The organism is Helicobacter anatolicus, from assembly GCF_021300615.1.
Lineage (GTDB): Bacteria > Campylobacterota > Campylobacteria > Campylobacterales > Helicobacteraceae > Helicobacter_H > Helicobacter_H anatolicus.
This window is the reverse complement of sequence record NZ_JAJTMY010000001.1, coordinates 430151-444897: the sequence shown is the minus strand read 5'-3', so window position 1 is coordinate 444897 and position 14747 is coordinate 430151. Positions and strand designations below refer to the sequence as shown.

Genomic DNA, 14747 nt, shown 5'->3' with positions numbered 1-14747 from the left:
TATTTTCCTTAATTAATACCTATTCTTTGTGCTAAAAAATCATAAAGATGCATGCTTTTAATATCAAGCCCCATTTTCTGCATTTTTCCTGAAATATTCAACAAACAACCCCCGTCCCCTGCAACTAAATAATCCACTTTTCTCGATTGTATATCTTTAACTTTCTCCATAACCATAGCATTTGAAATTTCAGGTTCTTTCACACTAAATGTCCCACCAAATCCACAACATTCTTCTTCTTTTTCCAACTCTACTAAGGTAACATTCTTCAATTGTCGCAAAAGTTTTTTTGCTGATGGAATACACTTTGCCACCCTTAAAGCATGGCAATTAGAATGCCAAGTAATGCGTGTTGGTTCACCTTTATCTTGTAATTTAATATCTGAATGAAGATCTAAAAATTCTGAAACTTCAAAAACTCTTTGGGAAAACTCTTTAGCCCTTTGATACTCTGGATGTCCTTCAAAAAGTTCACAATAATCGTGCTTCATCATACCAGCGCAAGAACCACTAGGTAGTACAATAGGATAATCTTCATTGAAAAGATCCATATTATAAAGCGCAACTTTCCTTGTTTCCTCAAAATAACCAGAATTATAACTAGGCTGTCCACAGCAAGTCTGATCTTTTTTAAAAACCACCTCAAATCCCGCATACTGCAAAAGCTTAATAGCATTCACACAAGCACTACTATAAGCTATACTTCCCAAGCAGGTAGCAAAAAAATATACCTTCACCTTTACTCCTCACATTTCATTTCTTTACTTTAACTTATTCTATCAAAGTAAAAACAATTTTATATTTTTAAATTTATTTTTTTATAATAGAAAATAGAAAGTATAAAAAGTATCCCAAAGGGAACAAGCAACATTAATTCTGGTGGCAACAACCCACTCATACTTAATTTTCCAAATGCAAAAAACAATCCCCACATCACAAGAGAAATAACAATAAATATAAATCCTAATAGTGCCAAATTACTATACCTTGCTAATATAGGAGCATAATACGCAATAATAATAGTGGTTAAAGGGACAAAAAAAGGTATTAAAATAAATGCATATAAAATTGCACGAATCTTCTCACTATTTGCATCTTGATTCTGCAAAATCATCAAAGATTGCACTGCATCAATAATAGAAACTGATGGTTTATTCTGATAAATTGTATCCAAAATCTTTGGTCTAAAACCTTTTAATATTTTTAACTGATCAACATTTGCTACGCTTAAACCATTTTTACCAAGTGTGATATCTTTGGGGACCTGCGACACGATTGCATAACTAAGCACCCAATAATCATCAATAAACCTTGCCTCTTTAGAATGTGCAAAAGCCTGCACCTGTCCTTCTTCATCAAGCTGAAAAACCTTAATATTTTCTGCTTTTTTAATTAAAGGATAAAGTTTTTCAAAATATACATAGTTGTTTTCATATTTTACAAGTAAATCTTCAGTAATATTTGAAAAATTTTCCTGCAAAATAATCGCCTCAGCCCTTTCTTGCGCATAAACAAATGGCGTGGCATTCAATCCCACATAAAATAAACTCAATAAAAATGCTATACAAAAAATGGGAGAAAGTATTTGTCTTTTTGTATAACCCAGAGCCAAAAAAGCCGTATATTGATTAGACTTTACTAAATTTAGGTAGAACATTACCGTAGATAATAAAATTGCAATAGGAAGAGTATAATTTAACGCATAAAGAAAATCATATGCAAAAAATAAGACAATCAAGTTTGCGGAATTTGGAAACTGATCAATATACTTTAGACTATCAATGCTAATAAAAAACATTTCTAAAGCACAAAAAATAATCAAAATAAAACGCACATATCTTCGGCCTAAATAAAGAAACATTAAAAATCCTTAAGAGTAAAAAAGTTTTGCAATCTCTTAAAATCTTGATATTCTAAGTAATCTGTCAAGGCTGATACACAATGCTTAATTAATTTTTCTTTTTTATCTCTTTCAGTTTCTTTAAAAATAGCTAATACATAATCAACAACCGGAATTACCGTATCTCTCCCAATACCAAAACGCAATCTTTGATAAGAATTTCCACAATGCATATCTAAAGACTTTAATCCATTGTGACCTCCACTACTACCCCCAACCTTAAAACGAATAGCACCAAAAGCAATATCTAATTCATCATGTACAACAAGTATATTTTCTGTTTTATAAAATTTTTTTATCTTAACAACACTTTCTCCAGAAAGATTCATAAAAGTCTGAGGTTTGACAAGATAAAAAGTGTTACCTGCATTTTTATATTGTGCCATTTCACATAAAAACTTTGATTCATATTTAAAAGATATTTTTAAACTATCAGCCAAAGCTTCTAAGACATCAAAACCGATATTATGGCGAGTGTGAGCATATTGAGGACCTGGATTTCCAAGTCCCACAATGAGATAATTCATTATTTTGCTTTAATCACACCAACAACTGCTACTGAAGGCTTCTCAATAATTTTAACATTTGCATTTTCTGGCAAATCTCTCACTAAAATAGAATCACCAACATCAAGTTTTGATACATCAAGTTCATAAACATTTGGAAGATTCTCCGGTGCTGCCTGCACACCTACTCTCTTTTTAGAATAAATTAACACACCTTTATTTTTCAACCCTACTGGTGTACCAACCGCTTTTACAGGGATTTTATATTTTGATACAACACCTTTTTGTGCTAGCATTAAATCTACATGCAAAAGATTAGAAGTTACAGGGTCTTTTTGATATTCTTGCACAACTACTTCCAAAGTTTTGCCATCTACTTTTACTGGAAACACTAAAGTAGTTTTTGTTTTTATTGCTCTAATAAAATCATTAGTTTTAAATGCACAATGAATATTTTGTACACCCTTCCCATAAATATTTGCAATTAGATAACCATTGTTTCTTAAGGCTTTTACTTCACCTTTTGACATACTCTCTCTAATTATTCCTTCTAACATTTTATTCCTTTTAAATAATTTGTTTATTCTCCATGTGTTCTACACAAAAAAAGCATCTTGTTTATAGTCTAATGAGGCAAAACAGACCCAAACGACTAAAGGTTCTAATTATATCACATTCCTAAAAAATTTCTTGCACATATTTTGTGCTTTGAGATTTTGGAATCGTTTTTTGTTCTGGTAAAGCAAGAACACAAAATTTTCTACTTTTTTCCAAAAATACAATCTCTATAATATCTCCTATTTTTACTTCTTTACTAGATTTTATTTTCTTTCCATTTAAAAAAACTACATGATTATCGCACATATCTTGTGCAATTGCTCGTCTTTTGACAATATTTGTCGTATTTAAAAACTTATCAATGCGCATTTTTCTTTCCAAAAACATAAATATATCTCAAACTAATAACCCCCAAATTTCTAAAATTTATATTAAAAAACATATCTTTTTCCATGGTTTTTAAGTTAGAAGCCTTATAAAAAGAATAAAAAGGAAAATTATACTCTAACTCTAAACGATGCCTATAAGAAAAAGTTTGTGAGATTCCCACATGCGCAAAAAACCCATGAGTTTTTAAATATTGATTACTCTCTGGATAATTTCTTCGCAAACTTGTAATAAACTTCCCATAATTCCACGCATATCCACCACCTATAAAAATACCAAACGGGTGTGTTGATTTAGAAAATTCTACAATATAATCTAATCCAAGATTTGTTGTAGCGATATAAAATGGTTTATTATTATTATATTCTCTAATCTTAAAATCCGCATAATAAGTTGTACTAAAAATCCTCAACCCATGATAATGATTAAAAAAAATCTGATATCCCAATCCCGCTTGAATTGCACTATTAATCTGTTTTACATCATAAGTATAGCAACCTTGACAAAGTTCCTTATATTTTGCAGAATGAATTGCACTCCCTATACCTATTTGTAAAAAGATCCCTCTTTTATATGCATTTTGATAAGGAATCTCTAAGACATTATTTTGTGTATTTTGCAAATCTTGCTCTTGATTTGATTGTAAAATTTTAGATTCTTCTTCCTGTATTATTAACCCCTCAACTTGTTTTTCATCTCTATCAAATGCACTCAAACCAACCAAACACAAAAACAAAAAGATGAAATATTTTTTCATATCATCTCCTATCGTATTTTTTTCATTTTTTTTCTAAAAATTTTATAAATTCTAGAAGCTTTTTTTTCTTCAAATTTTCTAGAATCGCAAATCCAAACATCACTATTTTCTAATGCCCAGTCCATACAAAAATGCTCTCCTGTTGCATTCGCAGAAGAAGAAAAGATTTTATAAAATTTCTGTACAAATTTAATATGCATCTTATCTTTTATTACTCTAAAAGCTTGATTATTTCCATAAATAAAAGTTGTATTCTTTGCTCGCCTCACAGTATTTTTTGCATAAGATGGTATTCTAACACATTCTCTCAATACTCTAAAACTTGCCACTTCCGACAAAGTTCTTTGAGAAATATCACGCCCCTTAATTTGATTGATTTTTTCAAAATCTAAGGCCAGTATTCCTATTGTCGTATCCGTTTGTGCTAGAAAAATTATTGATTATCCTTTAAAAAATCTTGCAATGCTTTTGGTTGATTTACATCCTTAATGCGCATTTCCTCCAAAGCTTCACTAGCAACCCTTGCACCCTCTAGTGTTGTAAAATAAGGAATAGAACTCTTTAAAACCTGTGTTCTAATAATTTTAGAATCTTCTTTACTGCTTTGATTTTCCACCGTATTAATCACCAAATGTATCTCACCATTTGTAATCATATCTTGAATATTTGGTCTTCCTTCATAAATTTTTAAAACTTTTAAAGAATCTATTTTATTTTCTTCTAAAACAGCCTGTGTTCCACTTGTAGCACAAATCTCAAATCCCAATTCCTTAAATCGCTTCGCAATATTTGCTGCATGTTTTTTATCTTTATGACTAAGCGATAAAAATACTCTCCCAGAAATTGGTAATGTATTTTTACTTGCCATTTGACTTTTTGCAAAACTCAATCCAAAACTCTCACTAATCCCCATTACTTCGCCAGTACTCTTCATCTCTGGTCCCAACAATAAATCTGCACCCTGCAATTTATTAAATGGAAATACAGATTCTTTTACTGCAATATGCTTACTCTTCTTTGGCTGATAAACACCATTTTTATATTCTATACTACCAAATACTCCATAAAATTCCAATGCTTCCTTTAAATTCCCTTGCCACATCACTCGTGTTGCAATTTTTGCCAAAGGCATACCAGTAGCCTTACTCACAAAAGGAACAGTTCTTGAGGCTCTAGGATTTACTTCTATAAGATAAAGCTCTTGATTATAAATTGCATACTGCACATTCATCAACCCTATAACACCCATTTCCTTAGCAATCAAACTTGTGGTCTGCGTAATTTCATCTAGCATATCTTGAGAAATCGTGATTGTAGGCAATGAAGAAGCAGAATCTCCACTATGTATTCCTGCTTCTTCAATATGCTGCATAATTCCACCAATATACACATCATTGCCATCACAAATACAATCCACATCAAGCTCAACAGCACCATCTAAAAATTTGTCAATCAATACTGGAGAATTTTCACTAACTTTTACCGCCTCCTCCATATAGGCTCTCAACTCTTCATCATTCTCCACAATCCGCATAGCCCGCCCCCCTAAAACATAACTAGGACGAACAAGCACTGGGAATCCTAATTGGTTTGCAATTAAATGTGCTTCATCTCTTGCAAAAGCAATTCCATTTTCTGGCTGTCTTAATCCATACTCTTTTACAAAATTTGAAAACTTTTCTCTGTCTTCAGCAATATCAATCACCTTTGCAGAAGTTCCAATAATTTTTGTACCATATTTTGTAATTTCTTTTGCAAGTTTTAATGGTGTCTGTCCTCCAAAATGCACAATCACACCATCTGGCTTTTCTTTTTCTAATACAGCACGCACAAATTCAAAACTAATAGGTTCAAAATATAAAATATCTGAAGTATCATAATCCGTGCTAACAGTCTCTGGGTTACAGTTATACATGATACTTGTCACCCCCATATCCTCAAGCGCAAAACTCGCATGCACACAGCAATAATCAAACTCAATTCCCTGCCCAATACGATTTGGTCCCCCACCAATAATCAAAACTTTTTTTCTATCTTGTGTAAATTTTTTTTCAGGATGAAAATTAAAGTCATAAAAACTAGAATATAAATAAGGTGTTAAACTTTCAAACTCTGCTGCACAGGTATCCACTTCCTCATATATACGCTCAATCCCCAAATTTTTTCTTGCTTGATAAACTTCATTTTCACTAATTTCTAATCCATCGTTTTTACTAATTAATTTTGCAAGCATTTTGTCACTAAAACCTAGTTTTTTTGCCTCTAGCATTATGGATTTCTCCTGCAAGATTCCTACATTAACTTTATTTTCAAATAAAATAATTTCCTTAATTTTTTCCAAAAACCAAGGGTCAATCTGACTTAATTCAAAAACCTCTTCAAGACTCATGCCTAAGCGATAAGCATCTGCAATATAAAGCAAGCGATTTGCATTTGGGCGACGAATCTCCTTTTTGATAAATTCTAAATCTGTGCTAATACTATCAAAACCACATAATCCGGTCTCTAGGCTACAAAGTGCTTTTTGCAAACTTTGTGTAAAATTCGCACCAATTGCCATTACTTCACCAATACTCTTCATTGAAGTACTGAGCGTAGAATCTGCTTGTGGGAATTTTTCAAAAGTAAAGCGTGGAATTTTTGTCACAATATAATCGATACTAGGTTCAAAACTTGCGGGCGTGCCTGTAATATCATTTTGAATTTCATCTAGGCTAAACCCTACTGCCAATAATGTAGCAACCTTTGCGATAGGATATCCCGTAGCTTTTGATGCGAGTGCCGAGCTTCTTGATACTCTTGGATTCATCTCAATAACCGTCATTCTACCATTTTTAGGATTAATAGCAAATTGCACATTGCTTCCTCCTGTATCCACACCGATCTCGCGTAAAATTGCAAAAGAATAATCTCTCATACGCTGATATTCTTTATCAGTAAGACTTAAAGCAGGTGCAATGGTAATAGAATCTCCTGTATGCACCCCCATGGGATCAAGATTTTCAATCGAGCATACAATAATACAATTATCATTCTTATCGCGGATTACCTCCATTTCATATTCTTTCCATCCCAACAACGATTCTTCAATCAAAATTTCATTGATTGGACTTGCTTCAAGCCCTATTTTTACTAAATTTTTATACTCTTCAATATTATAAGCTACCCCACTACCTCCACCAGCCAATGTAAAACTAGCACGAATAATCACAGGGAAACCAATTTCTTTGATCGCTTCAAGTGCTTGCTCTTCATTATATGCATAAAAAGATTTTGGAAGATCCATACCAATTTTTAACATCGCTTCTTTAAATGCTTGTCGATCCTCACCTTTTTTAATCGCTTCAGGCTTAGCCCCCAAAAACTCCACACCCTCAAGCATACCTTTTTCATACATTTTCATAGCAACATTTAAAGCAGTCTGTCCACCCATAGTAGGAAGGATAGCATCAACTTTTTCATTTTTTATAATTGCTGCAATAATTTCCTCAGTAATAGGTTCAATATAAGTTCTATCTGCAAATTCAGGATCTGTCATAATTGTCGCAGGGTTTGAATTAATCAAAACTACCCGATATCCCAATGATTTTAGCGTTTTTACTGCTTGTGTACCAGAATAATCAAACTCACAAGCTTGACCAATAACTATGGGACCTGACCCAATCAACAAAATCGTCTTGATATCTTTGCGCTTTGGCATGCTACCTTCCTAGAATATAAAATTTTGCTATTTTACTAATAAAAATCTAAAAAAAAGCTTTTAAATTGTATTTTATACTGGCTCTATTCCACTTTTTTACTAATTCTCTCTTTGTGGAACGATTATTACTTACCTATCAAAAAAGATTCTATAATTAGAAATAAAATTAAATTAAAACATTATGTAAAACTACCACGAAGGAATATTTATTTGAAAAAAAGCCTGTGTCTTGTTTTCATATCATTGTTCTTTTCTCCACTTTTTTCTGCTACAAATAAAACCGTCACACAAATACAAGAAAAATACGATGCTGATACTACACTAAATATACAGATAAACCTTGATAATACCCCAAATGGGGCAGGTGGCTTTTATGGCTGTAATTCCGATCAAAGCGACTGCTACACAGGAGCAATTTTTAGTACATATAATACTCTTACTCTAAATAATAATGCCAATCTTACAGTAAATCTTACTACCACTGGGAATTATGGGAGTTGGGCGGCAGTATTTTTCCGAGGCGAGGGAGGAAAAACTTATGAAATTAAAGGTGGAAGTTTTAGACTAAACCTCCTCTCTCTACCAAATCCTCACTCAGCTTCACCTGTAGAAGGAGTATTTCTCACAAGACGCAGACATTCAGATCTACCTGCTATTTTTAAATTTAACACAGATATTTATGTAGATGCCACAGAAAATTTTTATATCACACGAGGAATTTTTAATGTTAATGATGGAGATGGAGGATATTATTTTAATCAAAACACCTTTATTGATGTCTCAAAAATGCAAAAATCTCTAGGATGGCATGGCTCTGGTGTAGGATATCGTAGCATTACAAGTATTAGTGGAAATGGTGTTTTTTATATTAACTACAATCCCGATACAAAAACCACCTACAATCCCAATAATATTATTCAACTCAAAGGAGATATTGCTGTAGAGTTAGCATCTACAACAAAAAGTGAAGCCATTATCCATCTAACCAATCCTATGAGTTTTTTCCAAGGGAGATTCTCTTTACAAGGGCAAGCAAATGCGGAACTATTACTTGATAAGGGAGGAAAATGGTTTTTAACTGCTAATTCTGCGATACGGACTCTTGTAGCAAATAACAATGCCAATGATATAAAAAATCAATATGGAAATATCGAAAAAATTGCTGTCGTAGATTTTACTACAATTGCTGATGATGGAGAAAATTCTAGGCTTACTAGCGATGCGGATTTCAAAAAGCGTGAATTAAAAATCCAAAGAGAACTAAAAGGAAATTCTGGGGTATTTCGCTTGATGGCAGATGTCCCAAAAGCAATGGTTGATAAAGTAAGCACAGAAAAACTTTCAGGCAATCACTATATACAACTCTATCAAAAAGGTTCACGACTTAGCTTTGATGTAGCAGGAAAAAATATGATAGTAGCCCATGCAAATGAAGTACAGGGGGATTTTATTGGGCTTGAAACCATCACGGGAATCTATAACTATATCCCCACACTAGCAAAAATCCCAGGGCAAGGTGGAGGGACTGACTGGGTATTAGCACAAATTGATTATGTTCCCAATCAAACTGCAAAAACACTTTTTAATATTTTCTCCATACCTTATAGAATCTTCAAGCTTGAAGCAGATAGTATTAATAATCGCATCAATGATCTTCTTTTTCCTCCTATGAATTTTGGTGCATGGTTTAAAGTATATGGTGGTGGAATCTATCAAAAAAATGATTTTGACAAAAAAGAAACAACACAAAATCTTTTTTATAGCCTACAAGGTGGATTTGACTATGGAGCAAATATCCAGGATATGCGATATTTTTTTGGAGGAAGTTTTGACTTTTTAGAGCTTTTTGGAAGTGATAAAGGTTATACAGGATCTACAAAAGCTTATGGTTTTGGATTTTATGGGGGATTTATTAAAAATGATGATTTATTTATAGATGGAAAAATTAAATACATTTTAGGTCACTCAACAAATAGTCTCATTCAAGCAAAGACACCTTTTGATTTTTATGCTAATATTTTCTTAGTAAATTTAAGAATTGGCTATAGTTTTTATCCTTTTAGAAATGCGCGTAATAAAACAATTCAAAAATGCAAAAAAGGTGGAGATGGGAAACTTTTTTGCCGTAATGATATTTCTGTAGGCTATGTAAGGGATAGTCGCTTTTATATTCAGCCATTTATCTCATTAACCCCTGGAATCATATCCAACGCAAGATTAGATTTTTTAGACAAAACAACAAATTACACTGTAAAATCTGCTCTTGATGCCTCTCCTGCACTTATTACAAAAATTGGCGTACTCGGGGTAAAACGCTATGATTATGGAAATTTTTCTGTTAAAGCAAATACGCAAATTACTTATTCTTATGATTTAAATACAGGAGGAAAAATTATGCTAATTGATGATGCAAATATTCCTCTTTTTAATAACGATAAGAAAGGACAACATCATTTAGGGCTAGGGCTTGGTGCAGAGGTTTTACTCTTTTATGATAGCTTGCGATTTTTTGCAGATTTTAAAACAGAATTTTTTGGAAAAATCAATACCTACTGGCTCTTATCTACGGGTTTACGATATAAATTTGGACAAATTATCAAAAAACCAAAAGGTAGATATAGCGTAAGGCCAAAAGAGGTTCAAAGAAAAAGAAACACTAAACAAGTGTTTCAACCCTATGATCCAAACCTAGAAAAAAACCCACAAAGACGCTCTTTTAAAAATAGAAATCACTTCAAAGAAGTAAATAGGGGCGCTATACGCTAAAAAATAAAACAGAATAAATAATAAGTTAAAAAGGCTTAGTCTTAAACTAAGTCATGAATCTTTATAAGTAGCAAAAATTATTTTATTTTAGCGATAAAATTTTTGATTCTCTCCATCCCTTTTTCAATCTGCTCCACAGAGCATGCAAAAGATAAACGCACATACCCCTCCATTCCAAATGCTACACCTGGAACAATTGCAACCCCTTGATCTTCTAATAAATCTTTTGCAAAGGCCATGGAATTGTTTCTATAAATTTCTAAAGATTTTAAATTAATAAAAAGATAAAAAGCTCCTTGAGGTTTCATCACGCTAAGACTAGGTATAGAATCAATTAGGCTACATGCTAAATCTCTCCGTTCCTTAAAAGCAAGACGCATTTTTTCTATATCGTCATCAACACTACCATTTAACGCCACAATAGAAGCTTTTTGCGTGATAGAATTAATATTTGATGTACATTGACTCTGAAGATTATCCATTAATTTGATAAGTTCTTTATTTTTACTTGCCAAATATCCTATACGCCATCCTGTCATTGCCACAGATTTTGACAATCCATTCACTGTAATTGTGCGTTGTAACATATCTTCATTGATACTCGCAACTGAACAAAATTCCTCATCAAATACAAGTTTTTCATACATCTCATCACTAACAACCCAAATATTTGTATCTTTGATTACCTCATATAATGCTTTAATTTCTTCTTTATTATATACCATTCCTGTAGGGTTAGATGGGGTTGTAAGAACCAATATTTTTGTCTTGGCACTCAAAGCATTTTTCAACATTTGCGGAGTAATTTTAAATTGTGTCGTCTCATCTGTATTAATAAAAATATTTTTACCTCCACTATAAGTCACTAATTCTGGATAGGTCACCCAATAAGGAGCAGGAATGATCACTTCATCTCCTTCATTAATTAAGGCTTGAAAAATATTAAATAATGATTGCTTGGCACCATTACTCACTAAAATCTCTGATGGATCGTATTTTAGGGAATTTTCTTTAAATAATTTTTCTGCAATCGCTCTTCTTAAATCTAAAATTCCAGCAACTGCTGTATATTTTGTAAATCCCTCTTCTAAAGCCTTTATTGCAGCTTGTTTAATTTTTTCTGGAGTATCAAAATCTGGCTCTCCTGTTGAAAAACTTAAAATATCCTTACCTTGTGCTTTTAAATTTTGTGCCAATGTACTAATAGCAATTGTTGCTGATTCTGCTAAATTAAGTATTTTATTTGAATATTTCATTATATCAATCCTAAAAAAAATTAAGCAATGATAACACAAAAACAAATAAATAAATTAAAGAAAATAAAAACAAAAATATATATGAAAAAAATAAAATAGAAATAGCAGTCTATTAGAATATGACAGATGTAAACAAAACCTAAAATAATAAAAATAACAATTCTTAAAGATATGGTGCCGAAGGTCGGAATCGAACCGACACGGGGTTGCCCCCACCAGATTTTGAGTCTGGCGCGTCTACCAATTTCACCACTTCGGCAAATTTTTAAAACATGGTGCGCTGAGCGAGACTTGAACTCGCACGAGTTGCCTCACCACCCCCTCAAGATGGCGTGTCTACCAATTCCACCACCAGCGCAAAATCCCCTCCCTTGATTTCAAATTATCCTAAGAAAGGATTTCCATAAAGTGCAATTGCTGCGAATACTAGAGTATAAATCACCTGTGCTTCAATCATAGCAAGTGCAATAAACATTGTAGAAAATAATTTCCCACCAATTCCAGGATTTCTAGCTGTTCCAGAAATTGTAGCTGCTGCTGTGTGACCCATACCAATCGCGCCACCTAATGCTGCAATCCCTAATCCTACTACTGCTGCCAATACCGAAAAAGCCTTAATCATATCAGTTCCACTTGCATCATCTGCAAATGCAAAACCAACCATACCTAAAAACATAGCAAGAAAAAATCTCATAACTATACTCCTAATAAAAATTAAAAATCTACTTTCTTTCGGATCAAGTCCCCTACTCAAAATCTAGTTTGATATTATTACAAAAAAAACCTTAAAAAACCTTAAAACTCTATTATTTTATTATATCTAAATCAATTTTTCCTTTGTTAAATCCTATAATTCTACATTTAACACTTTGCCCCTCTTTAAAATAATCACTTGATTTTTCACTTTTGTTCTGTGTAAATTTACTAATATGCAACAATCCATCACCTCCACCTCGTGGCAAAGAAACAAAAATACCAAAATCTACAACCTTTTTTACTATCCCCTCTATTTCTTCATTTTCTTGATAAATTTGCTGCTCTCCAATAAGACATAAAATATAATTTTTAGCTTCAGAAGCATTTACAGCATTAGTGCTATAGATTTTTACCTCATTTTTTTCACGATCCAAATCTATACTAATGTTAAATTTCTCAATAATTTCTTTAATAGTTTTTCCACCAGCACCAATAATATCAATAATCTTATTTGCAGGTACTTTAAAAACTTCAATTTTTGGCAAAATAGAATTATTAATTTTTATCTTTCTTTTTGCATCTTCCATAATATCCAAAATATACATTCTAGCCTCTTTTGCTTGATAGAGTGCCTCTTTAAGAATTTTTAACTCTATACCACCCAACTTAATATCCATCTGCATTGCAGTAATATAATCTTTATTACCTGCAACTTTAAAATCCATATCTCCATCATGATCTTCTAATCCCATGATATCTGTCAAAATTGCATATTTTTCCCCCTCTTTAATTAATCCCATTGCAACACCTGCAATAAGTCCTGTATTTTCTAAGCCGCAAGCACACATTGCCAAAGACCCTCCGCATACACTAGCCATGGAGCTTGAACCATTGGATTCCAAAATTTCTGATACAAGACGCAAGACCCTTGTTTTATCCACAATACTGTCTTCAAGAGCTTTTTTTGCTAGATTTCCATGTCCTAATTCGCGTCTTCCTACAGAACCAATCATAGATGCTTCACCAACACTAAAACCTGGAAAATTATAATGGAATGTAAAACACTCTTTTTGCATAGAAAGACTTAAACCATCTCTACCTTGTGCATCATTTTCACTACCCAATGTCGCCACAACAAGACTTTGAGTTTGCCCTCTTGTAAAAAGTACACTCCCATGCGTATATGGCAAAATATTAGTTTCTATACTAATAGATCGCACCTCTTTAGTATTTCTACCATCTGCACGGATTCCTTTCTCTAAAACTTGTTGACGCATGATATTTTTTTTATATTGATTAAGCGTAGTTTGCACCTGCTCTAATTCCCAAGATTTTTCTTCTTTATAATTTTCAAAAATCTCTACTCCTAGAGAATCTAACTGCATATTACGCTCACTCTTGGACATTTGATTGAGAATTTTTTTTACTTTTTCATGATAATTTTTTTGTATAAAATCATAAATTTCTGTAATAAATAAACCTTTTTCTTCTGAAAGTAGAAGCATGGTTTTCTTGTATGGTTGAATCTTTTCTTGATATTGTTTACAAAGCTTATTATTATTTTCTCTAGCTAGCTCTATAGCCTCTAAAAGCAATTCCTCATTAATACCATCTTCTTGTGTACTTGCCCCCTTCATCTCAATCATCAATAAATCTTCAAAACTTCCTGATATATATAAATCCATTTTAGACTGTATTAATTCTTCAATATTAGGATTTATAATAAATTTTTGATTAATTCTTGCAATCCTTGTAGCAGCCACAGGAATACTAAAAGGTACTTCTGAAACCAAAAGCGCATTTGCTGCAGCGTTTAAAGCACAAACCTGTAAATCACTTTTTTTATCATAACTCAACACAAAAATACTAATATGTGTAGATCTTTTATAATTTTTGGGAAAAAGTGGCCGCAAAGTCCTATCAATAATACGCGAAGTTAAAACCTCAAATTCCCCCGGTTTTCCTTCTCTTTTGACAAAACCACTAGGAAACTTCCCTACTGCATATGCTTTTTCAATATACTGGACACTAAGAGGTAAAAAATCTCCCTCCACATCTTTGTCATCAATTGCTACACTAGCTAAAATTACCGTGCCTCCATTCTGATAAAATACAGAGCCACTTGCTTGTCTTGCCACATAATTTAATTGATACTTTTCTTGAAAGTCTTTAAGAGTAACATTTATTTCTTGCATTTCCTGCCTTATTTTTTTATTATTAT

Annotated in this window: 12 protein-coding genes and 2 tRNA genes; 1 reads left to right on the top strand and 13 read right to left on the bottom strand. The window is 32.5% G+C overall.

Annotated elements, in window-relative coordinates:
- Window positions 1-8: 8 nt before the first annotated feature.
- The 8 genes from LW133_RS02275 to carB all read right to left on the bottom strand — a co-directional run bounded on the left by LW133_RS02275 (window position 9) and on the right by carB (window position 7808).
- Complete coding sequence (locus LW133_RS02275; RefSeq protein WP_233076000.1) at window positions 9-737, bottom strand: (Fe-S)-binding protein; 729 nt, start codon at window positions 735-737, stop codon at window positions 9-11.
- A gap of 59 nt (window positions 738-796) precedes the next feature.
- The gene (locus LW133_RS02270; RefSeq protein ID WP_233075999.1) at window positions 797-1861 is read right to left on the bottom strand and encodes an LptF/LptG family permease; all 1065 of its coding nucleotides are present in this window, start codon (window positions 1859-1861) and stop codon (window positions 797-799) included.
- Window positions 1861-2427 (bottom strand): aminoacyl-tRNA hydrolase, encoded by a 567-nt coding sequence (gene pth, locus LW133_RS02265; RefSeq protein ID WP_233075997.1) that lies wholly within the window; start codon window positions 2425-2427, stop codon window positions 1861-1863. The genes LW133_RS02270 and pth overlap by 1 nt, the downstream gene beginning before the upstream one ends.
- Window positions 2427-2963, bottom strand: coding sequence for a 50S ribosomal protein L25/general stress protein Ctc (locus LW133_RS02260; RefSeq protein WP_233075995.1), 537 nt, complete (start codon window positions 2961-2963; stop codon window positions 2427-2429). The genes pth and LW133_RS02260 overlap by 1 nt, the downstream gene beginning before the upstream one ends.
- Window positions 2964-3084: 121 nt before the next feature.
- A complete protein-coding gene (locus tag LW133_RS02255) occupies window positions 3085-3333 on the bottom strand; it encodes an RNA-binding S4 domain-containing protein (RefSeq protein WP_233075994.1) in 249 nt (82 codons plus the stop codon).
- Window positions 3323-4108 carry an outer membrane beta-barrel protein gene (locus LW133_RS02250; RefSeq protein WP_233075992.1) on the bottom strand — a complete coding sequence of 262 codons (786 nt, stop codon included), beginning with the start codon at window positions 4106-4108 and terminating at the stop codon, window positions 3323-3325. The genes LW133_RS02255 and LW133_RS02250 overlap by 11 nt, the downstream gene beginning before the upstream one ends.
- Before the next feature lie 8 nt (window positions 4109-4116).
- Window positions 4117-4437, bottom strand: a complete 321-nt coding sequence (locus tag LW133_RS02245) for a Sua5 YciO YrdC YwlC family protein (protein ID WP_233075990.1) — start codon at window positions 4435-4437, stop codon at window positions 4117-4119.
- 104 nt (window positions 4438-4541) lie between these two features.
- Window positions 4542-7808, bottom strand: a complete 3267-nt coding sequence (carB, locus tag LW133_RS02240; RefSeq protein WP_233075988.1) for a carbamoyl-phosphate synthase large subunit — start codon at window positions 7806-7808, stop codon at window positions 4542-4544.
- Window positions 7809-8018: 210 nt separating this feature from the next.
- Here carB and LW133_RS02235 point away from each other — a divergent pair, with 210 nt between their 5' ends.
- On the top strand, window positions 8019-10574 hold the full coding sequence (locus tag LW133_RS02235; protein ID WP_233075984.1) for an autotransporter outer membrane beta-barrel domain-containing protein: 2556 nt from the start codon (window positions 8019-8021) through the stop codon (window positions 10572-10574).
- Between the two features lie 77 nt (window positions 10575-10651).
- On the opposite strand, the gene LW133_RS02230 is transcribed toward LW133_RS02235, so the two are convergent.
- From LW133_RS02230 to LW133_RS02210, 5 genes are all read right to left on the bottom strand, one after another.
- Window positions 10652-11830, bottom strand: a complete 1179-nt coding sequence (locus LW133_RS02230; RefSeq protein WP_233075983.1) for a pyridoxal phosphate-dependent aminotransferase — start codon at window positions 11828-11830, stop codon at window positions 10652-10654.
- A 172-nt stretch (window positions 11831-12002) separates the two neighbouring features.
- A tRNA-Leu gene (locus LW133_RS02225) sits at window positions 12003-12089 on the bottom strand.
- 14 nt (window positions 12090-12103) lie between these two features.
- A tRNA-Leu gene (locus tag LW133_RS02220) sits at window positions 12104-12188 on the bottom strand.
- Between the two features lie 24 nt (window positions 12189-12212).
- Window positions 12213-12524, bottom strand: a complete 312-nt coding sequence (locus LW133_RS02215) for a F0F1 ATP synthase subunit C (RefSeq protein ID WP_233075979.1) — start codon at window positions 12522-12524, stop codon at window positions 12213-12215.
- A 112-nt stretch (window positions 12525-12636) separates the two neighbouring features.
- Window positions 12637-14721, bottom strand: a complete 2085-nt coding sequence (locus LW133_RS02210) for a polyribonucleotide nucleotidyltransferase (protein WP_233075977.1) — start codon at window positions 14719-14721, stop codon at window positions 12637-12639.
- Window positions 14722-14747: the final 26 nt, after the last annotated feature.